Genomic DNA, 24,603 nt, shown 5'->3' on the forward strand with positions numbered 1-24,603 from the left:
CCGGGGTCAGTGCCGACATTCGGACACGGGCTCAAGTAGATCGGCCGGTCAGGCAGGCAATTTGTCCGATTGTCGGCACTGACCCCGCCCGCAACCACAGAACACATGACAAGGAAACACATGAATTTCGCCGCCCCCTTCCCCCTGCCCCGCCTGGCCCTGGCGCTGGCCGCCGCGCTGGCCCTGGCCGCCCCGGCCGCCTCGGCGCTGACCATCTACAGCGCCGGTCCCGGCAAGCTGATCGACACCTTGGCCGCCGAGTTCAAGCGCGCCAGCGGCGTCAGCGTCGACGTCTTCCAGGCCGACACCGGCAAGGTCATGGCGCGCCTGCAGGCCGAGGCCACCAACCCGCGCGCCGACGTCGTCATCTCGGCCTCATGGGACAGCGCGGTCGACCTCGACCGGCGCGGCTGGCTGCTCAATTACAGCAGCCCCAACGCCGCCCAGGTGCCCGGCCGCTTCAAGCAGCCGGCCTATGTGGCGCAAGGCCTGTCGGTGCTGTCCATCGTCTGGAACAGCAAGAGCGGCACGCCGCGCCCGCGCGACTGGAGCGACCTGACCCAGCCCGTCTACAAGGACAAGCTGACCATGCCCGACCCGGCGCAATCGGGCGCCTCGCTCGACCTGTTGTCCGGCATGCAGGGCCGCCAGTCCGACCAGACCTGGCAGCTGTTCGGCGCCCTCAAGGCCAACGGCATGGTCGTCGCCGGCCCCAACGCCCAGGCGATGAACCCGGTGCTGCAGGGCGCCAAGGCGGTGGTGTTCGGCGCCGTCGACTATGTCGCGCTGGGCAACCAGGCGGCCGGCGAAAGCATCGAGGCGATCTTCCCGAAAAGCGGCACCGTGGTCGCGCCGCGCCCGATGATGATCCTGAAATCCTCCAAGGCCGCCGACGACGCCCGCAAGTTCATCGACTTCGTCCTCTCGCCCAAGGGCCAGGCGCTGGTCGCCGACGCCTACCTGATCCCGGCGCGCCAGGACATCGCCGCCAAGCGCCAAACGCTGAAGGACATCAAGCTGCTGCCCGAGCTCGACGCCGGCCAGAGCCTGGCCGCGCGCGCCACCGCGCTGCACCGCTTCGCCACCCTGTTCGGCCGCAAGTAGACCGTGCGCCCCGTTCTAGCCCGCCTGCCCGCGCTGGGCACGCCGCTGGTGTTCGGCGCCACGGCGGCGGCCCTGCTGCTGCTGGTGGCGCTGCCGCTGGCCTTCATCTTCCTGCAGGCGGTGTTCCCGCAGTTGGCCAACGGCTCGCTGGCGGCGCCGCTGTCGCACCTGGCCGGCGTGTTCGGCGACCCGGCGCTGCTCGCCCTGACCGGCAACACGCTGCGCCTGGGCGCCTGCGTGGTGCTCACCAGCGCCGCCGTCGGCATCCCGCTGGGCATGCTGCGCGGCCTGTTCAAGCTGCCGCTGGCGCCGTTGTGGGACCTGCTGTTCCTGGTGCCCTTCATGATCCCGCCCTACATCGCCGCGCTCGGCTGGATCACCATGCTGCAGCCGAACGGCTACCTCGAACAGCTCACCGGCCTGCGCCTGTCGTCCTTCCTGTTCTCCTTCGCCGGCGTGGTCTTCGTGATGACCCTGAACGTCTTCCCGGTGGTCTACTTCGCCGTCTCGCGCAGCGTCGCCAGCACCGGCTCGCGGCTGGCCGACGTCGGCCGCGTCTGCGGCGCCTCGCCCTGGCGCGCCTTCCTGCGCATCACCCTGCCGCTGGCCACGCCCGGCATCGCCGCCAGCCTGCTGCTGGTGTTCGCCATGGTCATCGAGGAATACGGCACGCCGGCCGCGCTGGCCGCCAACGCCGGCTTCTTCGTGCTGGTCACCGACATCGAGCGGCGCTTCTCCGACTGGCCGATCGACCTGCCCGGCGCCGCCACCCTGTCGGTCGTGCTGGTGCTGCTGGCCATGCTGGTGTTCTGGCTGCAGCGCCGCCTGCTCGGCAAACAGGTCTTCGAAACCCAGACCGGCAAACCGAACGACGTCGCGCCGCGCCGCCTCGGCGCCTGGCAATGGCCGGTCGCCGCCGCCTTCGCGCTGGTCGCGCTGGTGGCCACCGCCGCGCCGCTGTTCGCCATCGTCGTCACGGCGCTGATGCGCACCCTGTCCGGCGGCCTGCGCCTGGCCAACCTCTCGCTCGACAACTTCACTGAGATCTTCGGCCGCGACGACAGCGCCCTGCAGGCCCTGGGCACCAGCGCCGGCCTGGGGCTGGCGACGGCGCTGGTCACCGGCATGCTCGGCCTGCTGGTCGCCTACTGCGTGGTCAAGACCCGGCTGCGCGGCCGCCGCGTCCTCGACCTGCTGTCGGTGGCGCCCAACTGCCTGCCCGGCATCGTCGTCGGCGTCGGTTTGATTTTGGCGTGGAACCAGTCGCTCTGGCCCGCCACACCGTACAACACCTGGGCCATCCTGCTGCTGGCCTACTGCTGCCTGCTGCTGCCCTACCCGGTGCGCTACGCCAGCGCCGCCTTCGCCCAGATCGGCGACAGCATGGAAGCCGCCGCCCGCGTCCACGGCGCCGACCTGCGCCGCACGCTGCTGCGCATCCTGCTGCCGCTGGTCTTCCCCAGCCTGCTGGCGGCGATGATGATGGTGTTCGCCGTCGCCTCGCGCGAGCTGGTCGCCACGCTGCTGCTGGCGCCGACCGGCATCAAGACCACCTCGCTGTACATCTGGCGCCAGTTCGAGCAGGGCTCGGTCGGCCGCGGCATGGCGATGAGCGTGGTGACCATCCTGATGACCACCGGCGTGATGGTGGCCGTGACCCTGTGGCGCCAACGCGCCGAGCGGGCCGGCGCAGCCTGATCCAAGCAAGCGGGGTCAGCAGCAAGCGGGGTCAGTGCCGACATTCGGACACGAGCTCAAGCAAACGAAAGGGCGATGAGCGACATTTGTCCATTTGTCGGCACTGACCCCGAGTGCTGAGCCCGTCTATTTGTCCGATTGTCGGCACTGACCCCGAATGCTGAGTCCGCCTGTCTTCCACCACCAGCTACGGCTCCTTCCTGTGAGGCCGCTGAAGCGTGATCTTGGAGGCTTTGACAAGCAGTTCAGAATCGGCAATCATCTTGCTTTCTTTTCAAGGCAGGCGGCCATGCTGAGCAAGCGCACCACACTCGCCGTCGGCGCCGTCTGGGTGCTGTTCTGGATGCTGTTGATTACCACCGAGGTGCAGGACTACCTGCGCCGGGGCCACCACCAACTGTGGCAACCGGTGCTGTGGTCGGCATCGTCGGGCGTCACCGCCACGCTGCTGACCCTGGCCCAGCGCCATTACACGAAGCGCTACGACCATCTGCTGGCGACGCCGCTGCGCTGGTTCGGCCGTCAATTCCTGTGGTTGCCGGTGTTCTGGATCAGCTTCGTGCCGCTCACCTTCGGCATGCGCCACCTGGTCTACGCGCTGGCCGGCGAGCGCTACAGGCACGAAGCCTGGGCCGAAACCTTCCTGTACGAGGACATCAAGATCACCGTCTTCTTCGGCACCGTCGCGGTGGTGTTGTTCGGCATCCTGTCCTACCACGCGCTGCAGCAAGAGCAGTTGCGCGCCGAACGGGCCAAGAGCGCGCTGCGCCAGACCCAATTGCTGCGCCTGACCCAGCAAATGCAGCCGCACTTCCTGTTCAACGCCCTCAACACCATCTCCTCGTTGATGCACCAGGACGTCGACCGCGCCGACACCATGCTGATCCAGCTGGCCGACGTGCTGCGCGCCACGCTCGAACTCAGCGGCCAGCACGAGACGCCGCTGGCCAACGAGCTGCGCCTGCTGCGCGCCTACGCCAGCCTGATGCACGAACGTTTCAGCGACCGCGTCAGCATCGACTGGCACATCGACGACACGCTGCTGGCCTGCCCGGTGCCGGTGATGAGCATGCAGCCGCTGCTGGAGAACATCTTCAAGCACACCGTCGAGCGACGCCGCCAGCCGGTGCGCATCAGCATCGCCGCCAGCCGCGAGCACGACCAGTTGGTGCTGCGCTTGGACGACGACGGCGGCACCTTGGCACCGGCCGGCGCCAACGGCAGCGGCAGCGGCAGCGGCGCCGCCAACACCGGCATCGGCCTGGCCAACCTGCGCGAGCGCCTGGGCGAACTGCACGGCGAGCGCGCCAGCCTGACGCTGAGCGCCCTGGCACCGGCCGGCGTGCGCGCCGAACTGCGGCTGCCATGCGCCTGCTGATCGTCGACGACGAGCGCCCGGCGCGCGACAAGCTGCGCCGCATGCTGGCCCTGCACCCCGACGTCGAATTGGTCGGCGAGGCGCGTGACGCCGTCGAGGCGCTCGAATTGATCGCCCGCCTGGCGCCCGACGCCGTGCTGCTCGACATCCAAATGCCCGAAGTCAGCGGCCTTGAACTGGCCGCCTCGCTGCCGGCACCGGCGCCGCTGCTGGTCTTCGTCACCGCCTACGACCAGTACGCCATCCCCGCCTTCGACGCCAACGCCGTCGACTACCTGCTCAAGCCCTACGACCAGGAACGCCTGGGCCGCGCGCTGCAACGGCTGCGCCAGCGCCTGGCGCTGACGCCGGCGCCGACCGAGGTGGCGCTGGCCGGCCAGGCGCTGCGCCAACTGCTGGTGAGCGAGCGCGGCGCCACCCGCGTCGTGCCGGTCGACGACATCGACTGGCTGGAAAGCGCCGACAACTACGTCGTGCTGCACACCGCCGCCGGCCAGCCGCTGCTGCGCCAGACCCTGGCCGGCCTGGTCGAACGGCTCGGCGAACGCTTCGTCCGCTGCCACCGCCGCGCCGCCGTGCGGCTCGACCGCATCGCCAGCGTCCATCCGCTCGACAAGGGCGACGCCGAACTGCTGCTGCGCGACGGCGCCCGCGTGCCCTGCAGCCGCCAGTACCGCGCCGACATCATGGCGCGCCTGCAAGCGCCACTGCCGGAAAATTAAGGCGCCGGCGGCGGAAAAACCACCCGATGGCAAAGAGCCGGGGTCGGACCAGTTGGGTCCGACCCCAGATTCATGCCGCTGGGTTTTCTTGACCGAGCCACAACCACCGGCCGCGCTGCCGGCCCGCCCCGCCACCGGCCCGCTTCGCCACATCGCGCTGGCAAGCCTGGCCGCGCCACCTTACGCTGGACGCCTACCTCATTTCGACGGAGCCGCCCATGCATTCCCAGCCCGCAGTCCCCGCCCCCGGCCAGCGCCAGTACTTCCTCGACTGGATACGCATCTTCGCCTTCTTCGTGCTGATCTTCTACCACACCGGCATGTACTACGTGACCTGGGGCTGGCACGTCAAAAGCCCCCACGCCAGCGACACGCTGGAGCCGTTCATGATGCTGTCCGGCCCCTGGCGCCTCGCCCTGCTGTTCCTGATCTCCGGCGTCGCCTCCGCCTTCATGCTGAAAAAAATCCGCGTCGGCGCCTTCGTGCGCCAGCGCAGCGTGCGCCTGTTGCTGCCGCTGCTGTTCGGCATGCTGGTGATCGTGCCGCCGCAATCCTATTTCGAGGTGATCGAAAAGCTGTCCTACCGGGGCAGCTACGCCGACTTCATGCGGCTCTACATCAACGGCTACCACGGCTTCTGCAAGGACGGCGAATGCCTGCGCCTGCCGACCTGGAACCATCTGTGGTTCGTCGCCTACCTGTGGACCTACACGCTGCTGCTGGCCGCCCTCGCCAAGCTGACCCCGGCCGCGCGGCAAGAACGCGCCGGCGCCGCGCTGGCCCGCCTGCTCAGCGGCTGGCGCATCATCGCGCTGCCGGCCGCCGTGCTGGCCGCCGCCCGCTTCGCCCTGGTCGACGGCTACCCGGCCACCCACGCCCTGCTCGACGACTGGTACAACCACGCCGTCTACTTCCCGCTGTTCCTGCTCGGCGCCACGCTGGCGACGCAGCGCAGCTTCTGGGCCGGCCTCGAACAGGCCCGCTGGCCGGCCCTCGGCCTGGCCCTGAGCGGCTGGGCCGCGCTGATGATCTACTACTCCATCCCCGAGGCGCTGGCCGCCACGCCGGAAGTGCAGGCCTGGCGCCCCGTGCTGCGCGGCGTCTACGCGCTGGTGCAGTGGAGCGCCATCGCCGCCGTCTGCGGCTTCGGCCACCGCCACCTGCAGTTCGACAGCCCGGCGCGACGCTACCTGACGCAGGCCGTGTTCCCGGTCTACATCGTGCACCAAACGCTGATCGTCAGCATGGCCCACGGCCTCAAGCCGGTGCGCCTGCCGCCCATGCTGGAGGGCCTGATCCTGGTGCTGCTGACGCTGACCATCAGCTTCGCCGTGGTCGAGGTGGTGCGCCGCGTCGCGCTGCTGCGCCCCCTGTTCGGCCTGCCGCTGCGCGCCGACCATGGGCGCACACCGGCCGGCGCCAACGCGGATGCCCCGGTCAACGCGAACACGAACGGGAGCGAGAACGGGAACGAGAACGGGAACGGGAACGGGAACGGCAGCATGGCAAGCCAGGCCAACGGGGCGCGGGCCGCCTGAGCCGCGCGGACTAGTGTCCAGCCTTGTTATCCCGTGTGCTTAGTCAGGCGCCCTGCTGCTTGCGGCGGCGCTTGGCCTGGTACATCTCGGCGTCGGCCTGCTCGAAGGCTTGCTGCAGGCTCAGGTCGGTGCGCCGCGCCGCCACGCCGATCGACGCCTTGACGCCGCTCGCCTCAAGCTTGTCGCCCAGGCGCGTCACCAGATGGCTGGCGTCATCGCACTCGATGCTCAGCACGGCGAACTCGTCGCCGCCCAGCCGCGCCGCCACGTCGGTGGCGCGGATCACCTGCTGCAAGGCCTCGCCGGTGCGCATCAGCAGCATGTCGCCGGCGGCATGGCCGTGGCGGTCGTTGGTCAGTTTCAGTTCGTCGAGGTCGATCGAGATCACGCAGGCCGGATGACCGTAGCGCAGGCAGCGCTCCTCTTCGCGCTGCAGCAGCAGATCCCAGCCGCGCCGGTTGTACAGGCCGGTCAAGCTGTCGCGGGTGGCTTCGGCCTCGGCCCGCTCGGCGCGGCGGATCGCCTCGGCCGCCTGCAACTCGGTCGCCAGCAGCGCCGACAGCATGCCCGCCAGCAGCTCGAACAAGGGCAACTGCCCGGTGAGCGCCTCCGGCTGCACCTGCGGGTCGATCGCGCACAGGGTGCCGAACAGGCTGCCGTCGGCGCGCGTCAGCGGAATGCCGATGTAGGCGCCGATTTCGACCAGCTGGCCGATCGGCGCCGCCTGGTACACCGCCACCTGGCTGGCGTCGGGCGCGACGCGCGGCCCCAGGCCGCGCACCATGCGCGAGCAGAACGAGTCGGTCCAGCGGAACACCTGGCCGGCGCGCACGCCGTAGCCGTGGTCCTCGGCGTGCAGCACGATCCAATCGTCGGCCTCGGCGCGCGTCACCATCCACAGTTGAAAGCCGAAGCGCTCCCGCAAAAACGTCATCGCCTCTTGCGACGCGCTGGCGAAATCCTTGATCATGCCGTCCTCTTTCGAAAAGCTGGCCCGGAGCGCCGGCCCAGCGGTAAGTCGATCATACGCCGAATCGCGCTCGCCGCCGCAAACGGCGGCGCCGGATCGGCTAGCGGGTCAGGCTCAGCGTGTGCACGGCGGCCCCGGGCAGCAGCGGCAGCGCGCCGCCGGCCACCCAGTCGGCGTGGCCGGCCAGGAAGTACGGCGAGAGTGGATGGCCGCTCTGCCCGCCCGGCATGGCGAACAGGCCCTGCTCCTCGCGCCCCGGCGCCACCGTCAGCCGCTCGGACTGGCCGAAGGCCGGCCCGGCCACGCGCGGCATGTTGCTGTCGCCGGCCAGCATGTCGGGCGGCACGGCCAGCCAGCGCAGCGCCGGCGGCAGCAGGCTGCTGAACGGATGGGCGCTGCTGGCGCGGTTGCGCTCGCCCCAGCTGGCCTCGGCCAGCGGCCGGCCGTCCCTGCCCAGGCGGACGATGACGCGGTCCAGCGCGGCCAATTGCAACTGCTGCCAACTGGTATAGGCCGGCGGCAGCCAGCCGGCCGGCCGCTCGTCGAGCAGGCGCGCCAGCAGCGCCGGCCAGCGCCGACTGGCCTGCCACATGGTCGCCTTGGGGCCGAGCCGGGCCAGCTCGACGTTGGCGCTCTCGAAGACGATCTCGTACAGCTCGAACAGGTAGTCGTGGGCGATGCGGTAGCCCACCGAGTCGACGCTGGCGCGGCCGCTCCAGCTGCTGTTGAGCAGGCGCAGCGCCTCGGCCCGCTGTGGCCGGCCGGCCACGGCGCCGGCGTCCAGCGCGGCGACGGCGCGCTCGCGCCAGGCGGCGATGAACAGGGCGCGGTCGTCCAGGCCGACCGCGTAGACGCCGGCGGCGTCGGCCCTCGGCCCCAGCGCCGCCAAATCGTCGCGCACCTGGCGCGTCCGCGCGCCCAGGTCGTAGCCGCCGTCGCCCAGCAACGCCGCGCCGGCGCCGGCCAGTTGCCGGCTGTTGGCCGTGTACACCTGGCCGCCGGCCGGATTGACCACGCGCGGATACTCGGCCGGCGTCAGCCAGCCGGTCCAGACGCCGGCCGGATCGTCCAACGCCAACGGGAAGCTGGCCCGCTCGGCGTCGCCGGCGCGGCGCGGCAGCGGCCCGGCGATGGTCCAGCCGATATTGCCCTGGGCGTCGCCGGCGACGAAGTTCTGCGCCGGGATGCCCAGCGTCGGCGCCAGCGCCAACGCCTGTTGCAAGGTGTCGACCAGCTCCATCCGGCGCGCGTTCAGGCTGGCCGCCTGCGGTGCGTGGGCGCTCCACTGGATCGCGTAGGTGTGGCCGAGCGCCTCGCGCAGCGGTCCGAGCGAGGTCTCGCGCACCTCGAACGTCAGCGCCGCCGCGCCTTTGACCAAAATGGTCTCGCGCAGCGTGCGCGGCGTCTCCCAGCCGCGACGCGTGCGCAGCTGGCCGGGCCGCGCCGGGTCGGTCTCCAGCGCGATCAGGTCGAGATGGTCGGCGTAGCTGTTGGTGTAGCCCCAGGCGACATGGCCGTTGCTGCCCACCACCACCACCGGCGTGCCCGGCAGCGTCACGCCGACCACGCGGCGCGCCTGGCCCTGGGCGTCGGGGAAGCGCAGCGCGGCGCGATACCAGATGTTGGGCAGCTGTATGCCCAAGTGCATGTCGGCGGCGACGATGGCGCCGCCGTCGCGCGTGCGGCTGCCGGCCAGCGCCCAGTTGTTGCTGCCGACCGCGTCGACCAGATCGACCGCCGCCAGCGTCGGCGCGGCCGCCTGCGCCAGCCTGGCCCCGCCCACCGCACCGGGCGCCGGCGCCGGCAAGGGCTTGCCCCACCAGGCCGGCGCCCGTGCCGGCACGGCGGCCGACTCGAGCTCGGGCGACACCGCGGCGGCGTCCAGCGGCACGTCCCACTGGCTGCCGCGCGGCGTCAGAAAATCGCGCTGCGCCGCGTCGCTGTTCTGCGCCAGCCAGCCGCGCGCCAGCTCGCGCCCCTCCTGCGCGCCCTGCAGATCGAAATACATGGCCCAGATCACCAGCAGCGAATCGGCCATCGCCCACGGACGTGGCGCCGCGCCGGTCAGCGCGTACTCGAAAGGCCGCGCGGCCAGACCCTGCAGGCCGGCGTTGACGCCGTCGACATAGCGCCACAGCAGCAGCTTGTCCTCCGCCGGCAGCGCCGCCAACGCCGCCTCGGCGCGGGCGCGGAAGCGGTGCAGGCGGTGGATCTTGTCGGCCTCGACGGCGCGTTCGCCGAACAACTCGGCCAACTCGCCGGCCGCCAGCCGGCGCAGCAGGTCCATCTGGAAGTAGCGCTCCTGGGCGTGGACGAAGCCGGTGGCGTAGGCCACGTCGTTGCGGCTGGCGCCGCTGATCTGCGGCACGCCCAGCGCGTCGCGGGCGATGCTGACGGCGCCGTCGAGACCGTCCACGCGGCGCGTGCCGTCGAGCTGGGCCAGGCTGGCGCGCAGGAACAGCCAGACACCCAGCGCCGCCAACAGCACCAGCAACAACAGCGCCAGCGCGGCGCGCCTGGACCATCTTCCGATTCGACTAGCTTGCATGCGACTCCCGCTTGGCAATGGTGCGACAGACGGGCGCCCGGCGCCCATCCCGCGTGGCAATATTGCCAGAAAAATTGCCGGAGCGGCAAGAATTGATCCAAGTCATAGCGAGATGGCGCCATCCGCGCGCGCCGCCGTTGGCCCGCCGCGCCGCGCTATACTGCCCCCCTGTTTGCTGCCTTTTGAGAGGCCCGCCATGCATACCGGCATTAAAAAAACCGAACCCTTGAGTCCGGCCGCGTTGTCCCAGTTGTGGCAGCAGTTGGGCGACGACCCGAACACACCCGATTTCTATGAACTATCCGAATACGGAGAACTCATCGTGAGTCCATCGCCCCGCAACCGGCACCAGTCCGTCGTCGCCTGGGTCTTGGAACAACTACGCGAGCAACTGGGCGGACGGGCCTACCCCAACCTGGCCATCGGCACCCGGACCGGCGTGCGCGTGCCCGATGCCGCCTGGCTGCCGCAGCAGCGTTGGGCCGAGACGCTGAGCGCCGCGCCGATGCCCACCTGTCCGCCGCTGGTGGCCGAGGTGCTGTCGCCCGGCAACCGCCACAAGGCGATCGGCCAAAAAATCGGCGCCTACCTGGCCGCCGGCGCGACCGAGGTGGCGCTGATCGACCTGAACGGCGCCGTCTACCACCACCGCCCGGACGGCGAGTTCAACGCCTCCAGCTTCGCGCTGCGGCTCGAACCGCCGGCCGAGATGTTTCGCTGAGCGCGGCGGCAAAACCACCGCGCCGGCGCCGGCTTCTGCTAGAGTAGTCGGCATCGCCACTCTCGCCGCCAGCCGCCGCCCGCCATGCTCGCCGCCCCCATCCCCGCCCACGACGCCGAGCGCCTGGCCGCCCTGCACCGCCTGCTGATCCTCGACACGCCGCCGCAACAGCGCTTCGACAAGGTGGTGCAGTTCGCCGCCGCCGAGTTCGACGTTCCGGTCGCCACCATCAGCCTGGTCGATGAACACCGCCAGTGGTTCATGGCCCGCGTCGGCATGCCGCTGTGCGAGATGGCGCGCGACATCTCCTTCTGCGGCCACGCCATCGCCGAACCCGACGTGTTGCTGATCCCCGACGCCCTGGCCGACGGCCGCTTCGCCGACAACCCGCTGGTCAGCGGCCCGCCCCACGTGCGCTTCTACGCCGGCGCGCCGCTGACCCTCCCCTGCGGCAACACCGTCGGCACCCTGTGCCTGATGGACAGCCAGCCGCGCCAGTTCGGCCCGGTCGACCTGGCCATCCTGCGCACGCTGCGCGACCTGCTGGTGCGGGAACTGGGCCGGCCGGCCGAGGCCAAGCATGACTGAGCGCCTGCCCGGGCAGGCGCAGATGCTGCTGGTCGAGCCGGAGGCGCTGCTGCGCCAAACCGTCGCGCTGACCGCCCGTTCCCTCGGCATGGGCGACATCCGCGAGGCCGCCAGCGGCGCCGTGGCGCGCCGCCTGCTGCGCGAACAAGCCTTCTACGGCGCCGTCTTCGCCATCGACTGCCCCGACGGCGAGATCAGCTGCTTCGACCTGAGCCTGCTCGACCAGGTGCGCGGCGGCCAGTCCGCCAGCGCGCCCGACATCCCCATCGCCATCATGGTCGAGCACGCCACTTGCGCGCTGCTCAAGCAACTGCAAACCCGCCAGGTCCACCGCCTCATCCTCAAGCCCTTCCGCGCCCGCGTGCTGCTCGACACCTTCGCCTCCTTCGCCGCCGCGCCGCGCGGCTAAACTTGCCTGTCCGACCACGTTCCCCGCCGCCCGCGACGCGCCGGCGGCGATTGAACTAAGTAGTTTCCGTCCCATTGGCCGCATTTTGATCCAAATCAAGTTTTTTCTTGTTCCACATCATTATGCTTGGCGGCAACTATAGAATATTCAGGAAGTCGGCCATGAAAGACCTGCCCAGCCCTCCCCCGGAAGGGCCCGCCGCGCACCCGCCCGCGTCGCCACCCGAGCCCGCTGTCCACAGCCACAACCGCAGCCACGCCGGCCACGCCACAGCTGCGTCCCGGCCACCGTCCTGCCAGGCCACCTGCGCGACGATGCAGACGGCCCACTGCGAACTGCTCGACCAGCCGCCGCCCGTGCCACGGCCGCAATGCGACGGCGGCGCCGGCATCGCCGTCGACGGCAGCCAGCCCTTCGCCTGCGCCGTGCTCGACGCCCTGCCCGAACAGATCGCCGTGCTCGACCAGCACGGCCGCATCGTCGCCGTCAACGCCGCCTGGCGCCGCTTCGCCGACCACAACCGCCAAGCCGAGGCGCCGATTCCCGGCCACGCCGCGCTGGGCAGCAACTACCTGAGCGGCTGCGCCGCCGGCACGGCCGGCGCCGGCACCGGCGCGGCCGAGGCCTGCCACGGCATCCGCGCCGTGCTCGACGGCACGCTGCCCTCGTTCGAGATGGAATACCCCTGCCACACGCCGCAGCAGCAGCGCTGGTACAGCATGAGCGCCACGCCGCTGCACTACGACTGGCGCGGCGCCATCGTCGCCCACCGCGACATCACCGAGCGGCGCCAGAGCGAGGCCAACCTGCGCATCGCCGCCATCGCCTTCGAATCGCCCGAGGGCATGATGGTCACCGACGCCGGCGGCCGCATCCTGCAGGTCAACCAAGCCTTCTGCCAGATCACCGGCTACAGCCGCGACGAGATCATCGGCCAGTCGCCCAAGGTGCTCAACTCCGGCCGCCACGACGCCGCCTTCTACGGCGCCATGTGGCAAGCCATCCGCCGCCAGGGCAGCTGGGAAGGCGAGATCTGGAACCGCCGCAAGAACGGCGAGGTGTATCCCGAACGCCTCAACATCACCGCCGTCAAGGACCGCGACGGCAGCGTCACCAACTACGTCGCCTCGCTGACCGACATCACGCTGAGCAAGGCGGCCAGCGACGAGATCAAGAACCTGGCCTTCTACGACCCGCTGACCCGCCTGCCCAACCGCCGCCTGCTGCTCGACCGCCTGCGCCAGGTGCTGGCCAGCACCGCCGCCACCGGCAAGTACAGCGCGCTGATGTTCCTCGACCTGGACAACTTCAAGACCCTCAACGACACGCTGGGCCACAACATCGGCGACCAGTTGCTGCAGCAGGTCGCCCAACGCCTGCACGACTGCCTGCGCCACGGCGACACCGTGGCGCGGCTGGGCGGCGACGAGTTCGTCGTGCTGGCCGAGGGCATGAGCGACCACGCCATCGGCGCCGCCGCCCACACCGAAACCCTGGGCAACAAGGTCCTCGCCTCGCTGACCCAGCCCTACCAACTCGGCGCGCACACCGTGCGCAGCACGCCCAGCATCGGCGCGACGCTGTTCCACAACCACGAACAGGCGCCCGACGAGCTGCTGATGCAGGCCGACATCGCCATGTACCAGGCCAAGAAGGCCGGCCGCAACGCGCTGCGCTTCTTCGACCAGCAGATGCAGGACGCCATCAGCGCCCGCGCCGCGCTGGAGAACGAGTTGCGCGGCGCCTTCGAGCAGCAGCAGTTCGAGTTGTACTACCAGATCCAGGTCGACTCCGAACAGCGCCCCACCGGCGCCGAAGCGCTGCTGCGCTGGATCCAGCCGGACGGCAGCTTCATCTCGCCGGCCAAGTTCATTCCGCTGGCCGAGGAGACCGGCATGATCCTGCCGATCGGTAAATGGGTGATCGAGCAGGCCTGCGCCCAGTTGCAACTGTGGTCGCAGGACGAGCGCACCAGCCGCTTGTCGCTGGCCGTCAACGTCAGCGCGCGCCAGTTCCGCCAGGCCGACTTCGGCGCCCAGGTCTACGCCGCCGTGCAGCGCCACGCCATCAACCCGGCGCTGCTCAAGCTCGAACTGACCGAAGGGATTTTGTTGGAGAACATCGGCGACACGGTGGCCAGCATGACGGAGCTGAAGGCCATCGGCGTGCGCTTCTCGCTCGACGACTTCGGCACCGGCTACTCCTCGCTGCAGTACCTGAAGCAGCTGCCGCTCGACCAGTTGAAGATCGACCAGTCCTTCGTGCGCGACCTGGCCAGCGACAACAGCGCCCAGGCCATCGTCCGCACCATCACCGCGATGGCGCACAGCCTGAACCTCGACGTCATCGCCGAGGGTGTCGAAAGCGACGACCAGCGCCAGCAACTGGCCCACGTCGGCTGCCTGCACTACCAGGGTTATTTGTTCGGCCGCCCGCTGCCGCTGGCGCAGTTCGAAACGCTGTGGAACGAATACGCCGACCAGGCCGCGCGCTTACCCAGCGGTTGACGGCACTCAGCGCGTCCAGCCCGGCGAATTGCTTAAATGGCTTTTACTGCCATCCAATCGGCGACGAGCTCGCCTACTTCATTCAGCAGCGCGGTCACGGTGACGGGGGCAACGGTCGTATTCGCACCGTGGGCCAAACGATTTCGGATGGTCATAAATTCGCGAAACTGGTCGTATTGGGCAACGGAAAGCTCGCCCTGCGAATACATGTGGTTCAGTAACATGGCCGACGGAAACCGCTCCACCGGAATGCTCTCGGCGATCGCGTGCTTGCGCAGTGCCGCCTCGAATATGCTCCACAGAAACAACAATGCGGGTTCGACAGCGCCACTCCCGGCCAGCGCCCTCGCCTGCTTGAGCTTGTCCGTCAATTGCCGCCAGGTAGGCAGTTCTTCCGCCGTCGTCGGGACGATGGAAGGATCGGCATCGGCCATTGTGGCTAACAAGAAACGCCATCCAGGATGCCTTGCAATTTCTTGCGCGATTGACTGGACACGCTCGACAGCCCCTGGCGACGCGCCAGTCCTCACCTCAACGATGAATCCACCACCGTCTTTTTTAGCAATTAAATCTGGGCGATAGCCGTCCAAATCAAACGGCATATCGGCAGCGCTCGGCTGTCTCAGAACGTCATAGCCGTCATCCGCATATGTGGAGGCCAGCGCGTCCAACTTCTGCTCGCGCAAGGTATTTGTGGGGATCGTCATAAGTAGTTCCTCAGGTCCTGTGCGTCAGAAATTCGTACATATACGCACTCTTCCCCTTTCGCCACGCCGGCTTGAAGCAACAGCGGCAGTGATGTCACATCGATAGTATCAGCTAAAAAACGACGATGGCTGTCCACATCTGAAACCAGGAAATCATCTTCGAAAACCAAACCAACCAAGGCATCCTGAATCGGCTTGATGATGTTGTCGATATCTGCCGGCGAATTGTCGCAGAGATAGACGATGATACATCGAAGGAACGGCGAACCCACCGGCGGATCGTCCGCGTTCCATACCTTCGCCGCCTCCGTCCGCACAAAATTCTTCCATGCCTGGAGATTCTTTCGCCTCTTGGTTTGCAACGAAACCGGACGCTTGGCAATCAACAATTCAAAGGGCCGCATAATCTCAGTTGGTTAAAGTTCCAAGCGTAAAGATGCGGCCATTTCGACCTTGGTGAAATCTGAGTATAGGTTCAAAACACTACCGGATCAATCCCGCAACGCTAGTAGATTTCCTTCGCCACCTTGCGCACCGTCTGCAGCAGCAGTTGGGCGCCGGGCGACGGCAGATGGCCGTCGACGGTGATGATGCCGAAGGCGTCCATGCGGCAGGGCAGCTCGATCGGCAGGATGCTCAGCACATTGAGCGAGGCGTAATAGCGCGCCACCGCGATCGGCATCACGTTCAGCGCGTCGGTTTGCTGCAGCAGCGCCGTCACCAGCAGCACGGCGGTGGTGTCGATGACGTTGACCGGCACCTCCAGCCCGGCGCGGCGGAACATCAGTTCGAAGCGCGAGCGCAGGATGCTGCCCGGCGGCGGCAGCACCCAGGGCTGGCCGGCCAAGTCCTCCAGCCGCAAATCGGCCGCGGCCAGCAGCGGATGGCCGCTGCGCACCACGGCGCAGGCCGGCTCGTCGCTCAGCTCCTCGTAACTCAGGCCGGCGGCGCTCTCGCGTTCGGGAATGCGGCCGATCATGAAGTCGAGCTGACCGCGTTGCAGCTGCTCCATCAGGACGTTGCTCTGCTCCATCTGCACGCCGATGCGCAGGCGCGGCGCGACCTGCTTGACCTGCGACAGCGCGCGCGGCAGCAGCGCCATGCCCGGCGTCATGATGGTGCCGATCTCCACCTGCCCGGCCAGGCCGGCCTTGATGGCGACGATGTCCTCGTGCGCCAGCGACAGGCTGGTCAGCGCCATGCGGGCGTGCCGTATCATCGTCTCGCCGTAGATGGTCGGTTCCATGCCGCGCGGCAGACGCTCGAACAACTGCACGTCGAGCATCTCCTCCAGATCCTTGAGCTGCTTGGACGCGGCCGGCTGCGTCATGTGCAACTGCTCGGCCGCGCGGTGGATGTTGCGTTGCTCGTCGAGCGCGATCAACAACAGTAGCTGCCGCGTCTTCAGGCGCGCGCGCAAAAACCAGTTCGGGTTGGTATCCATGGGAGAAATGATATCATAATCGGTATTAATAATCGCCATACAATATCAATTTCGATATACCTTACGGGGCACTGCGCGCCATCAAGCGCTGCACCAGACAGAACACGAACAGCAGCCCGCCAATCACGATCTTGGTCCACCAGGAGCTGAGCGTGCCGTCGAAGGCGATCAGCGTCTGTATCGTCCCCAGCACCAGCACGCCGGACAAGGCGCCCGCCACGTAACCATAGCCGCCGCTGAGCAGCGTGCCGCCGATCACCACCGCCGCGATGGCGTCCAGTTCGACGCCCTGCGCGTGCAGGCCATAGCCGGACAGCATATAGAACGAGAACAGCACGCCGCCCAGCGCCGCGCAGCCGCCGCTGAAGGCGTACACCAGCACCTTGCTGCGGCCGACGGCCAGGCCCATCATCAACGCCGACTGCTCGTTGCCGCCCACCGCGTACAGCGCCCGGCCGAACGGTGTGTAGTGCGCCATGTAGATGGCCAGCGCCAGCGTCAGCAACGCGATCAGCACGCCCGGCGAGACAAAGCCGCCCGGCACCGCCAGTTGGGTCTGCGACATCGCCACGAACAGCGGATCGCTGATGGTGATCGAGCTGACGCTGATCAGGTAGCACAAGCCGCGCGCCAGGAACATGCCGGCCAGCGTGACGATGAACGGTTGCAGCTTGAAGTAGTGGATCAGCGCGCCCATCGCCGCGCCGAAGCCGGCGCCGAGCAACAGCACAACGCCGATCACCAGCAGCGGCGGCACATGCCAGACCTGTAGCAGCCAGGCGGCCAGCATGGTACTCAGCGCCAGCACCGAACCGACCGACAGGTCGATGCCGCCGGACAGAATCACAAAGCTCATGCCGACCGCGATCACCAGCAGGAAGGCGTTGTCGATCAACAGATTGAACAACACCTGCAAGGACAGGAAGCCGGGATAGGCCGCGCCGCCGCAGGCCAGCAGCACGGCCAGCAGCGCCACCGTCACCAGCGAAGTGAAATAGGGAGAGGCGAGCAAGCCGCGCCAGCTGGTTTGCAGCGCGTGCAGAGGAGTCGTGTTCATCGTGTTCATCGTGTTCATCGTGTTCATATTGTGCCGCCTTGTTTGCTGTGCAGCGCCGGCCCGCGCAGGCGCGCCCACATGGTCTTGAATTCGGCCGACTGCGACAGGCAGACCAGGAACACCACCGCCGACTTGACCACCATGTTCACCTCCGGCGCCAGGCCGAGCGAGTAGATGGTGTAGGTCAGCGTCTGGATGATCAAGGCGCCGATGACGCTGCCGACCAGGCTGAATTTGCCGCCACCCAGCGAGGTGCCGCCCAGGGTCACGGCGAGGATGGCGTCGAGTTCCAGCAGCAGGCCGGCGTTGTTGGCGTCGGCGCTCTTGATGTTCGCGCTGATCATCAAGCCGGCCATGCCGGCGCAGGCGCTGCAAAACACGTAGACCAGGAAGATCAGCGTGGCGGTGCGCACGCCGGCCAAACGCGCCGCCACCGGATTGATGCCGACCGCCTGGATGAACAAACCCAGCGCGGTGTGCCGCATCAGCAGCGCGGTGGCCAGAAACACGGCGCCGACGATATACAAGGCGAACGGCAGGCCAAGCAGGTAGCCGCCGCCGATGAAGAAGTACGGCTGGTAGTAGACGGTGACGATCTGCCCGTCCGTCATCAACTGGGCCAGGCCGCGCCCGGCCACCATCAGGATCAAGGTGGCGACGATGGGTTGCAGTCCCAGCCCGGCCACCAGCAGGCCGTTCCAGGCGCCACACAGCAGCGCCGCACCCAGCGCGGCGGCCAAGGCCCAGGCCATCGGCACGCGGCTGACGTATTCGGCCACGCCGTGGCGCATCACCATGTCGCCGCCGATCAGCATCGCCGCCACCGTGCCGGATATGGCCACCACGGCGCCCACCGAAATATCGATGCCGCGCGTGGCGATCACCAAGGTCATGCCCAGCGCCGCCAGCATCAGCGGCGCGGCGCGGTTGACGATGTCGATCACGCTGCCGTACAGGTGGCCGTCCTTGAGCTCCAGGCGGAAGAAACCGGGGATCAGCAACAGGTCGACCAGCAACAGCAGGGCCAGGGCGGCCAGCGGCCGGAACAGCGGGTGGCGCACAAACATGGGCAGGCCGATGGATGGGGTGAATGGAATCGTCTTAAGCACAGCGCTCTCCCGCCGCGATCACCTGCAGCACCGAATGTTCGTCCAGTTCGCCGCGACGGAATTCGCCGCTGGCCTTGCGGTCGCGCAGCACCAGCATGCGGTCGCTATACCGCAGCACCTCGCTCAGCTCCGACGAAATGAACAGGATCGACATGCCCTTGCGGCACAGCGCGCCCACATAATCCATGATCTCCTGCTTGGCGCGCACGTCGATGCCACGGGTCGGCTCGTCGAGTATCAGCATGCGCGGCGCGGTGGCCAGCCAGCGCGCCAGCAACACCTTCTGCTGGTTACCGCCGGACAGGGTGCCGATCGGCGTCTCGATGCCGGCCGTCTTGATGCCCAGCGAGCGCACGTACTCCTCGGCCAGTGCCTGCTGATGGCGCATCGGAATGGCGCGCAGCAGCCCGCCGCGCGCCTGCAAGGCCAGGATGATGTTCTCGCGCACCGACAGCTCCAACACCGCGCCCTCGTGTTTGCGGTCCTCCGAGCAGAAGCCGATGCCGGCGGCGATGGCGTCGCGCGGCGCGGCGATGCTGCACACCTTGCCGTCAATGGCGATGGCGCCGCTGTCGGCCTTGTCGGCGCCGAACAGCAGCCGCGCCGTCTCGGTGCGGCCGGAGCCGAGCAGGCCGCACAGGCCGAGCAGCTCGCCGGAATGGATGTCCAGATCGAGCGGCGCCAGCGCGCCCTTGCGACCAAGGCCGCGCGCCAGCAAAAAGGCCGGCTGTGGCGCCGGCGCCCGCAGCCGCGCCGGCAGGCCGGCGTCGAGCGCCGTGTCGAACTGCGCGCCGGACTGCGCGCCGGGCCGCGCCGCGTCTGCGCCATGGCCGTCCGCCGCGCCGACCATCTTGTTGACCAACGCCAGCCGCGACAGCTCGGCGCAGTTGTACTCCCCTTCCCGCTCGCCGTTGCGCATCACCGTGATGCGGTCGGAAATCGCGTAGGTCTGGTCGAGGAAATGGGTGACGAACAGGATCGCCATGCCGTCGGCGCGCAGTTGGCGCAGCACGCCGAACAACAACGCCACCTCGTTCTCGTCCAGGCTGGAGGTCGGCTCGTCGAGCACCAGCACCCGGGCCCGCACATTGAGCGCGCGCGAGATCGCCACCATCTGCTGGATCGCCAGCGGATAGCGCGCCAACGGCGCCGCCACGTCGATGCGGATGCCCATGCGCTCCAGCAGCGCGGCGGCCTGTAATCGCATGCTGTGCCAGTCGATGCGGCCGAAGCGGCGCGGATAGCGGCCGATGAAGATGTTCTCCGCCACCGACAGATTGGGGCACAGGTTGACCTCCTGGTAGACCGTGCTGATGCCCAGGCGCTGGGCGTCCAGCGTTGACGACGGCCGGATGGCCGCGCCATCGAGCAGGATCTGGCCCCGCTCCGGCGTATAGACGCCGGTCAGCACCTTGATCAGCGTCGACTTGCCGGCGCCGTTCTGCCCCATCAGCGTGTGCACCTCGCCGGGGAATAGACGCAGGCCGACCTCGCTGAGCGCCTTCACGCCCGGGAACTGCTTACAGATGCCGCGCAACTCCAGCACCGGCGCGGCTTGCGGCGCGGTCGGCGTGGAGCCAGCGGCGTGCGCTGGAGTGTTCATGGTTCAGTTCAGCGCTTCAGCTCAGTACTTCCGGTTCGGGAATTCCTTCGCCGCCACCTCGGCCGGGAACACCCCCTCGACCGTGGTGATCCGCTTCGGCACCGGCTTGCCGGCCACCACGTCGCGGGCGATCTGCATCAACTGCGGGCCGAGCAGCGGGCTGCATTCCACCGTCACGTTGAGCTTCCCGGCGATCATCGCCTCGAAGGCGCCCTTGACGCCGTCGATCGAAATCACCACGATGTCGGTGCCCGGTTTGAGGCCGGCCTCCTCGATCGCCTGAATCGCGCCGATCGCCATATCGTCGTTGTGCGCGTACAGCACGTTGATCTTCTTGCCCTCGGCCTTGAGGAAGGCCTCCATCACTTCCTTGCCCTTGGCGCGGGTGAAGTCGCCGGTCTGCGAGCGGATCACCCTCAATTTGGAGTTAGTGCCGATGACCTCCTCGAAGCCCTTCTTGCGGTCGATGGCCGGCGCCGAGCCGACCGTGCCTTGCAGCTCGACGATGTTGAGGGTGGCGTCCGGCGTCTTGGCGGCGCGCTCCAACAGCCACTTGCCGGCGCGGCGGCCCTCTTCGACGAAGTCCGAGCCGATGAAGGTGACATACAACGAGGTGTCGCTGACGTTGACGGCGCGGTCGGTCAGCACCACCGGAATCTTTGCCGCCTTGGCCTCGCGCAGCACCGTGTCCCAGCCCGATTCAACCACCGGCGAGAAGGCGATCACGTCGACCTTCTGCGCGATGAAGGAGCGGATCGCCTTGACCTGGTTCTCCTGCTTCTGCTGCGCGTCGGCGAACTTCAAGGTGACGCCGTCCTTCTTGGCCGCCTCCTTGATCGACACGGTGTTCGCGGTGCGCCATTCGCTCTCGGCGCCGACCTGGGAAAAACCGATCACCAGCGGCTTGGCGGCGAAGGCCGGCAGGCTGGCGCCCACGGTGGCGAGGGCGGCCAAAGCGGCGGCGGCGAGCACGGTTCTGCGGTGGATAGTCATGTCTGTCTCCGTTGGGATTGTTTTCCATGGCCGCCGTGCGGGATCGCCCGGCCGGCCTCTCGGCCTGTATCGGCCGTCTTGGTGAAACAATGGTAAGAGAAAGACAAATATCTATCCAATCACATTTTTAGCATATTCGATATCGTTTTTAATATCACCTGCGCGCGATCTACACCCAGCCGGCATCGACGATGAACTCCTGCGCCGTGCACATGGCGCCGTCGTCCGAGGCGAGGAACATCACCATCGAGGCGATATGCTGCGGCATCAGCTTGGTCGGCAGGCACTGGTTCTCCTTGATCGCCACCTCGGCCGCCGCGTCGACCCACAAGTCGATCTGGCGCTGCGTCATGACCCAGCCCGGCGTGACCGTGTTGACGCGGATGCCGTGGGCGCCGAACTCGCGCGCCAGGCCGCGCGTCAAGCCGACCACGGCGGCCTTCGAGGTGGCGTACACCGGATAGCCGGCGCTCTTGGTGTGCCAGGAGATCGAGCTGACGTTGACGATGGCGCCGCCGCCGCGCCGCTTCATCCCCTCCAGCACCGCCTGGCAGGTGAAGAACATCGGCCGCTGGTTGATGGCGACCCGCTCGTTCCAGTACGCCAGCGTGACCTCCTCGGTCTGGTGGCGCTGGTCGTTGGCGGCGTTGTTGACGAGGATGTCGAAGTCACCGATCTCGCCGGCCAGCTCGGCCATCGTCGCTTGCAGCGCCGGGATGTCGGTGATGTCGCAGCGGCGGAAGCGAGGCGGCGGATGGCCGGCGTCGGCCAGGCGGCGGCACAGGGCCTCGCTGGCCTGCTCGACGATGTCGACGAAGGCCACCTGCGCGCCCTGGGCGGCGAACGAGGCCACCAGCGCCTCGCCGATGCCGCTGCCGCCGCCGGTGATGAATACGCGCTTGCCGCGCAAGCTGGCGAATGTGGCTAATTGGGTCATACGGTCTCCGAATTGTTATGGGTGTTTAGTTGAGGCGCCGGCGGCGCTCAAACCACCCAAAGGCGTAGGACCGGGGTCAGACCCCGCGGGGTCTGACCCCAGCTCCACGCCTGTGGGTTTGCTTGAGCTAGCGGCATGCCGGCGCCCGCGTCGGCCTACTGGCGGGTCAGCTCGCCGTCGACCCGGCGCCACGATCCCGCCAGCTTATCATCCCGCAGCACGGCCGGCAGCAGGGCCTGGGGCAGGTTCTGATAGCTCACCGGACGCAGGAAACGGGCGATGGCGGTGGTGCCGACCGAGGTGCTGCGGCCGTCCGAGGTGGACGGGAACGGGCCGCCGTGCACCATCGCGCTGGCCACCTCGACGCCGGTGGGGAAGCCGTTGGCCAGGATGCGGCCGACCTTGCGCTCCAACACCGGCAGCAACTGGCGCGCCGCGTCGTAGTCGCCCGGCTCCAGCTGCAAGGTGGCGGTCAACTGCCCTTCCAGGCTGTCGGCCACCTGGCGCAACTCGGCCAGGTCGCGGCAGGCGACCACCAGCGCGGCCGGCCCGAACACCTCGTCGGCCAGCTCGCGGCGCGCCAGGAAGGCCGCGCCGCTGGTGGCGAACAGCGCGGGCGCGCCCTTGCCGCCCTGCTGCGGCGCCAGCGCCAGCGTGGCCACGTCGGCGTGGTCGGCCAGCTTGTGCACGCCGCCGAGGAAGTTTTCGGCGATGCCGGGGCTGAGCATGGTGCCGGCCGCAACGCCCTCCAACGCCTGCGCGGCGGCCCGCTTGAAGCGCTCCAGGTCCGCCCCGTCCAGCGCCAGCAGCAGGCCGGGATTTGTGCACATCTGGCCGACGCCAAGGGTCAGCGAGACGGCGAAGCCGGCGGCGATCTCCTCGGCGCGCGCCGCCAGCGCGTGCGGCAGCAGGAAGACCGGATTGATGCTGCTCATTTCGGCGTAGACCGGAATCGGCTGCGGCCGCGCCGCCGCCACCGCCATCAGCGCCAAGCCACCGCTGCGCGAGCCGGTGAAGCCAACCGCCTGGATGGCCGGATGGGCCACCAGCGCCTGACCGATGCCGTTGCCGCTGCCGGTCAACAGCGCGAACACGCCGGCCGGCATGCCGCACAGCGCCGCCGCCTTGACGATGGCGCGGCCGACCAGCTCGGAGGTGCCGGGATGGGCCGAGTGGGCCTTGAGCACCACCGGACAGCCGGCCGCCAGCGCCGAGGCGGTGTCGCCGCCGGCCACCGAGAAGGCCAGCGGGAAGTTACTGGCGGCGAAAACCGCCACCGGCCCCAGGCCGATCATGCGCATGCGCAGATCGGCACGCGGCGGCTGGCGCTCCGGTAGCGCCGGGTCGACGCGCAAATCGCTCCACGAGCCCTCGCGCAGCAGCTGGGCGAACAGCTTGAGCTGGCCCACGCTGCGGGCGCGCTCACCCTCGACGCGGGCGCGCGGCAGGCCGCTCTCGGCCATCACCCGCTCGACCAGCGCATCGCCCAATTCCATGAGCTGCCGGCCGATGGTGTCGAGGAAGACGGCGCGCTGCTCGTCGCTGGTGGCGCGGTAGGCGTCGAAGGCGGCGCCGGCCAAGTCGCAGGCCAGCTCGATCTGCGCCGGGCCGACGGTGTGGAACTCCGGCTCCAGGTATTGCAGCGTGGCCGGGTTGAAGGCGCGCAGGCCGCCCTCGCTGCCTTTGACGGCCAGGCCGCCGATCAGGGCTTCGCCGGTGATCATCATAAGGTCTTCACTTTCGCCACCTCGGTGGCATACACGGCCAGCGTGTTGCGCAGCGCAGGGCCGAACTGCGGCGCCTCGATCTCGAAGGTCTCGCCGGCCTGGACCACGATGTTGTCGGCCACGCTCAAGGTGGCGGTGCCGAAAAAGTGGATATGCACGTCGCCGGCGCGGCGGAACAGCGGGTACTTGAAGTGGTGGTGCTCCAGGTTGGCGATGGTGTGCGACATGTTCTGCTCGCCGCTGAAGAAGACCTTCTGCCAACGCACCTCGCCCTGCGCGTCGATGATGCGCGACACGCCTTCGACGCTGGCCGGCGCCTCGCCGACCAGCAGCGCCGGCCCCAGGCCACAGGCGCGCAGCTTGGAGTGCGCCAGGTAGAGGTAGTTCTGCCGCTCGGTGACATGGTCGGAGAACTCGTTGCCGATGGCGTAGCCGACGCGGTAGGGTTGGCCGTCGTCGCCGATCACGTACAGGCCGGCCAGTTCCGGCTCCTCGCCGCCGTCGAGGGCGAAGTCGGGCATGTGCAAGGCCTGGCCGCTGGCGGCGACGATGGAACCGTCGCCCTTGTAGAACCATTCCGGCTGCACGCCGGCGCTGCCCGGCGCGGGCTTGCCGCCCTCGACGCCGAGACGGAACATCTTCATGCTGTCGCTCAGGTTCTCGACCGCGCCGCCGATTTTTTTATGCATGGCGTCGCGCGTGTCGGCGCTGCCCAGGTGGGTCAGGCCGGTGCCGGTGACGAAGCAGTGGGCGTCGTCCTCGTGGTCGAGCGGTGGCAGCAGGCGGCCGGCGGCGGCGATGTCGGCGTAGGACAGCAAGCTGGCGCCGGCCGCCGCGCCGGCT

General features: G+C 68.5%; 21 protein-coding genes. 9 read left to right on the forward strand and 12 right to left on the reverse strand.

Going from position 1 to position 24,603, the window contains the following annotated elements; genetic code table 11:
- The first annotated feature begins 120 nt into the window (after positions 1-120).
- The 5 genes from H7U20_RS21010 to H7U20_RS21030 all read left to right on the forward strand — a co-directional run bounded on the left by H7U20_RS21010 (position 121) and on the right by H7U20_RS21030 (position 6,440).
- Entirely contained in the window at positions 121-1,104 is a 984-nt protein-coding gene (locus H7U20_RS21010) for an ABC transporter substrate-binding protein (RefSeq protein WP_199761092.1), read from the forward strand.
- A 3-nt stretch (positions 1,105-1,107) separates the two neighbouring features.
- Positions 1,108-2,802, forward strand: a complete 1,695-nt coding sequence (locus H7U20_RS21015) for an ABC transporter permease (protein ID WP_370593209.1) — start codon at positions 1,108-1,110, stop codon at positions 2,800-2,802.
- A 289-nt stretch (positions 2,803-3,091) separates the two neighbouring features.
- The gene (locus tag H7U20_RS21020; protein WP_199761093.1) at positions 3,092-4,180 is read left to right on the forward strand and encodes a sensor histidine kinase; all 1,089 of its coding nucleotides are present in this window, start codon (positions 3,092-3,094) and stop codon (positions 4,178-4,180) included.
- The gene (locus H7U20_RS21025) at positions 4,168-4,902 is read left to right on the forward strand and encodes a LytR/AlgR family response regulator transcription factor (protein ID WP_199761094.1); all 735 of its coding nucleotides are present in this window, start codon (positions 4,168-4,170) and stop codon (positions 4,900-4,902) included. The genes H7U20_RS21020 and H7U20_RS21025 overlap by 13 nt, the downstream gene beginning before the upstream one ends.
- Before the next feature lie 218 nt (positions 4,903-5,120).
- Positions 5,121-6,440: an acyltransferase family protein gene (locus H7U20_RS21030; protein WP_199761095.1), complete on the forward strand. Its 1,320-nt coding sequence runs from the start codon at positions 5,121-5,123 to the stop codon at positions 6,438-6,440.
- Positions 6,441-6,483: 43 nt separating this feature from the next.
- Here H7U20_RS21030 and H7U20_RS21035 read toward each other — a convergent pair whose 3' ends face one another.
- Together H7U20_RS21035 and H7U20_RS21040 are read right to left on the reverse strand one after the other, a co-directional pair.
- Positions 6,484-7,410, reverse strand: a complete 927-nt coding sequence (locus H7U20_RS21035) for a sensor domain-containing diguanylate cyclase (RefSeq protein ID WP_199761096.1) — start codon at positions 7,408-7,410, stop codon at positions 6,484-6,486.
- 100 nt (positions 7,411-7,510) lie between these two features.
- A complete protein-coding gene (locus tag H7U20_RS21040; RefSeq protein WP_199761097.1) occupies positions 7,511-9,958 on the reverse strand; it encodes a penicillin acylase family protein in 2,448 nt (815 codons plus the stop codon).
- A 196-nt stretch (positions 9,959-10,154) separates the two neighbouring features.
- Between H7U20_RS21040 and H7U20_RS21045 the strand changes: the two genes are divergently transcribed.
- From H7U20_RS21045 to H7U20_RS21060, 4 genes are all read left to right on the forward strand, one after another.
- Positions 10,155-10,679 carry a Uma2 family endonuclease gene (locus tag H7U20_RS21045; RefSeq protein ID WP_199761098.1) on the forward strand — a complete coding sequence of 175 codons (525 nt, stop codon included), beginning with the start codon at positions 10,155-10,157 and terminating at the stop codon, positions 10,677-10,679.
- Positions 10,680-10,763: 84 nt separating this feature from the next.
- Positions 10,764-11,267, forward strand: a complete 504-nt coding sequence (locus tag H7U20_RS21050; protein WP_199761099.1) for a GAF domain-containing protein — start codon at positions 10,764-10,766, stop codon at positions 11,265-11,267.
- Complete coding sequence (locus tag H7U20_RS21055) at positions 11,260-11,676, forward strand: response regulator (RefSeq protein ID WP_199761100.1); 417 nt, start codon at positions 11,260-11,262, stop codon at positions 11,674-11,676. The genes H7U20_RS21050 and H7U20_RS21055 overlap by 8 nt, the downstream gene beginning before the upstream one ends.
- Positions 11,677-11,990: 314 nt before the next feature.
- Positions 11,991-14,183 carry a putative bifunctional diguanylate cyclase/phosphodiesterase gene (locus tag H7U20_RS21060; protein WP_199761101.1) on the forward strand — a complete coding sequence of 731 codons (2,193 nt, stop codon included), beginning with the start codon at positions 11,991-11,993 and terminating at the stop codon, positions 14,181-14,183.
- Positions 14,184-14,215: 32 nt separating this feature from the next.
- On the opposite strand, the gene H7U20_RS21065 is transcribed toward H7U20_RS21060, so the two are convergent.
- From H7U20_RS21065 to araD1, 10 genes are all read right to left on the reverse strand, one after another.
- Positions 14,216-14,890: a hypothetical protein gene (locus tag H7U20_RS21065; RefSeq protein ID WP_199761102.1), complete on the reverse strand. Its 675-nt coding sequence runs from the start codon at positions 14,888-14,890 to the stop codon at positions 14,216-14,218.
- On the reverse strand, positions 14,887-15,294 hold the full coding sequence (locus H7U20_RS21070) for a RusA family crossover junction endodeoxyribonuclease (RefSeq protein WP_199761103.1): 408 nt from the start codon (positions 15,292-15,294) through the stop codon (positions 14,887-14,889). The genes H7U20_RS21065 and H7U20_RS21070 overlap by 4 nt, the downstream gene beginning before the upstream one ends.
- Before the next feature lie 101 nt (positions 15,295-15,395).
- On the reverse strand, positions 15,396-16,334 hold the full coding sequence (locus tag H7U20_RS21075; RefSeq protein ID WP_199761104.1) for a LysR family transcriptional regulator: 939 nt from the start codon (positions 16,332-16,334) through the stop codon (positions 15,396-15,398).
- Between the two features lie 61 nt (positions 16,335-16,395).
- Complete coding sequence (yjfF, locus tag H7U20_RS21080) at positions 16,396-17,391, reverse strand: galactofuranose ABC transporter, permease protein YjfF (RefSeq protein ID WP_199761118.1); 996 nt, start codon at positions 17,389-17,391, stop codon at positions 16,396-16,398.
- A gap of 23 nt (positions 17,392-17,414) precedes the next feature.
- On the reverse strand, positions 17,415-18,458 hold the full coding sequence (locus H7U20_RS21085) for an ABC transporter permease (protein WP_199761119.1): 1,044 nt from the start codon (positions 18,456-18,458) through the stop codon (positions 17,415-17,417).
- A gap of 34 nt (positions 18,459-18,492) precedes the next feature.
- Complete coding sequence (locus H7U20_RS21090; protein WP_199761105.1) at positions 18,493-20,103, reverse strand: sugar ABC transporter ATP-binding protein; 1,611 nt, start codon at positions 20,101-20,103, stop codon at positions 18,493-18,495.
- A 21-nt stretch (positions 20,104-20,124) separates the two neighbouring features.
- A complete protein-coding gene (locus tag H7U20_RS21095) occupies positions 20,125-21,096 on the reverse strand; it encodes an ABC transporter substrate-binding protein (RefSeq protein WP_199761106.1) in 972 nt (323 codons plus the stop codon).
- A gap of 169 nt (positions 21,097-21,265) precedes the next feature.
- Positions 21,266-22,033 carry an SDR family NAD(P)-dependent oxidoreductase gene (locus H7U20_RS21100; protein ID WP_199761107.1) on the reverse strand — a complete coding sequence of 256 codons (768 nt, stop codon included), beginning with the start codon at positions 22,031-22,033 and terminating at the stop codon, positions 21,266-21,268.
- Positions 22,034-22,188: 155 nt separating this feature from the next.
- A complete protein-coding gene (locus tag H7U20_RS21105) occupies positions 22,189-23,760 on the reverse strand; it encodes an aldehyde dehydrogenase (NADP(+)) (protein WP_199761108.1) in 1,572 nt (523 codons plus the stop codon).
- Positions 23,757-24,603 (reverse strand): AraD1 family protein (gene araD1, locus H7U20_RS21110; RefSeq protein WP_233410963.1); only part of this gene is annotated, 847 nt, incomplete at its 5' end. The genes H7U20_RS21105 and araD1, both read right to left, overlap by 4 nt.

The organism is Rugamonas violacea, from assembly GCF_016461825.1.
Taxonomy (GTDB): domain Bacteria; phylum Pseudomonadota; class Gammaproteobacteria; order Burkholderiales; family Burkholderiaceae_D; genus Rugamonas.

Excerpts from the sequence above, each read along its gene's own strand:
- H7U20_RS21010 (WP_199761092.1), top strand. The coding sequence starts at position 121 with ATGAATTTCGCCGCCCCCTTCCCCCTGCCCCGCCTGGCCCTGGCGCTG.
- H7U20_RS21020 (WP_199761093.1), top strand. The coding sequence starts at position 3,092 with ATGCTGAGCAAGCGCACCACACTCGCCGTCGGCGCCGTCTGGGTGCTG.
- H7U20_RS21025 (WP_199761094.1), top strand. The coding sequence starts at position 4,168 with ATGCGCCTGCTGATCGTCGACGACGAGCGCCCGGCGCGCGACAAGCTG.
- H7U20_RS21030 (WP_199761095.1), top strand. The coding sequence starts at position 5,121 with ATGCATTCCCAGCCCGCAGTCCCCGCCCCCGGCCAGCGCCAGTACTTC.
- H7U20_RS21035 (WP_199761096.1), bottom strand. The coding sequence starts at position 7,410 with ATGATCAAGGATTTCGCCAGCGCGTCGCAAGAGGCGATGACGTTTTTG.
- H7U20_RS21040 (WP_199761097.1), bottom strand. The coding sequence starts at position 9,958 with ATGCAAGCTAGTCGAATCGGAAGATGGTCCAGGCGCGCCGCGCTGGCG.
- H7U20_RS21045 (WP_199761098.1), top strand. The coding sequence starts at position 10,155 with ATGCATACCGGCATTAAAAAAACCGAACCCTTGAGTCCGGCCGCGTTG.
- H7U20_RS21050 (WP_199761099.1), top strand. The coding sequence starts at position 10,764 with ATGCTCGCCGCCCCCATCCCCGCCCACGACGCCGAGCGCCTGGCCGCC.
- H7U20_RS21055 (WP_199761100.1), top strand. The coding sequence starts at position 11,260 with ATGACTGAGCGCCTGCCCGGGCAGGCGCAGATGCTGCTGGTCGAGCCG.
- H7U20_RS21060 (WP_199761101.1), top strand. The coding sequence starts at position 11,991 with ATGCAGACGGCCCACTGCGAACTGCTCGACCAGCCGCCGCCCGTGCCA.
- H7U20_RS21065 (WP_199761102.1), bottom strand. The coding sequence starts at position 14,890 with ATGACGATCCCCACAAATACCTTGCGCGAGCAGAAGTTGGACGCGCTG.
- H7U20_RS21070 (WP_199761103.1), bottom strand. The coding sequence starts at position 15,294 with ATGCGGCCCTTTGAATTGTTGATTGCCAAGCGTCCGGTTTCGTTGCAA.
- H7U20_RS21075 (WP_199761104.1), bottom strand. The coding sequence starts at position 16,334 with ATGGATACCAACCCGAACTGGTTTTTGCGCGCGCGCCTGAAGACGCGG.
- yjfF (WP_199761118.1), bottom strand. The coding sequence starts at position 17,391 with ATGAACACGACTCCTCTGCACGCGCTGCAAACCAGCTGGCGCGGCTTG.
- H7U20_RS21085 (WP_199761119.1), bottom strand. The coding sequence starts at position 18,458 with ATGTTTGTGCGCCACCCGCTGTTCCGGCCGCTGGCCGCCCTGGCCCTG.
- H7U20_RS21090 (WP_199761105.1), bottom strand. The coding sequence starts at position 20,103 with ATGAACACTCCAGCGCACGCCGCTGGCTCCACGCCGACCGCGCCGCAA.
- H7U20_RS21095 (WP_199761106.1), bottom strand. The coding sequence starts at position 21,096 with ATGACTATCCACCGCAGAACCGTGCTCGCCGCCGCCGCTTTGGCCGCC.
- H7U20_RS21100 (WP_199761107.1), bottom strand. The coding sequence starts at position 22,033 with ATGACCCAATTAGCCACATTCGCCAGCTTGCGCGGCAAGCGCGTATTC.
- H7U20_RS21105 (WP_199761108.1), bottom strand. The coding sequence starts at position 23,760 with ATGATGATCACCGGCGAAGCCCTGATCGGCGGCCTGGCCGTCAAAGGC.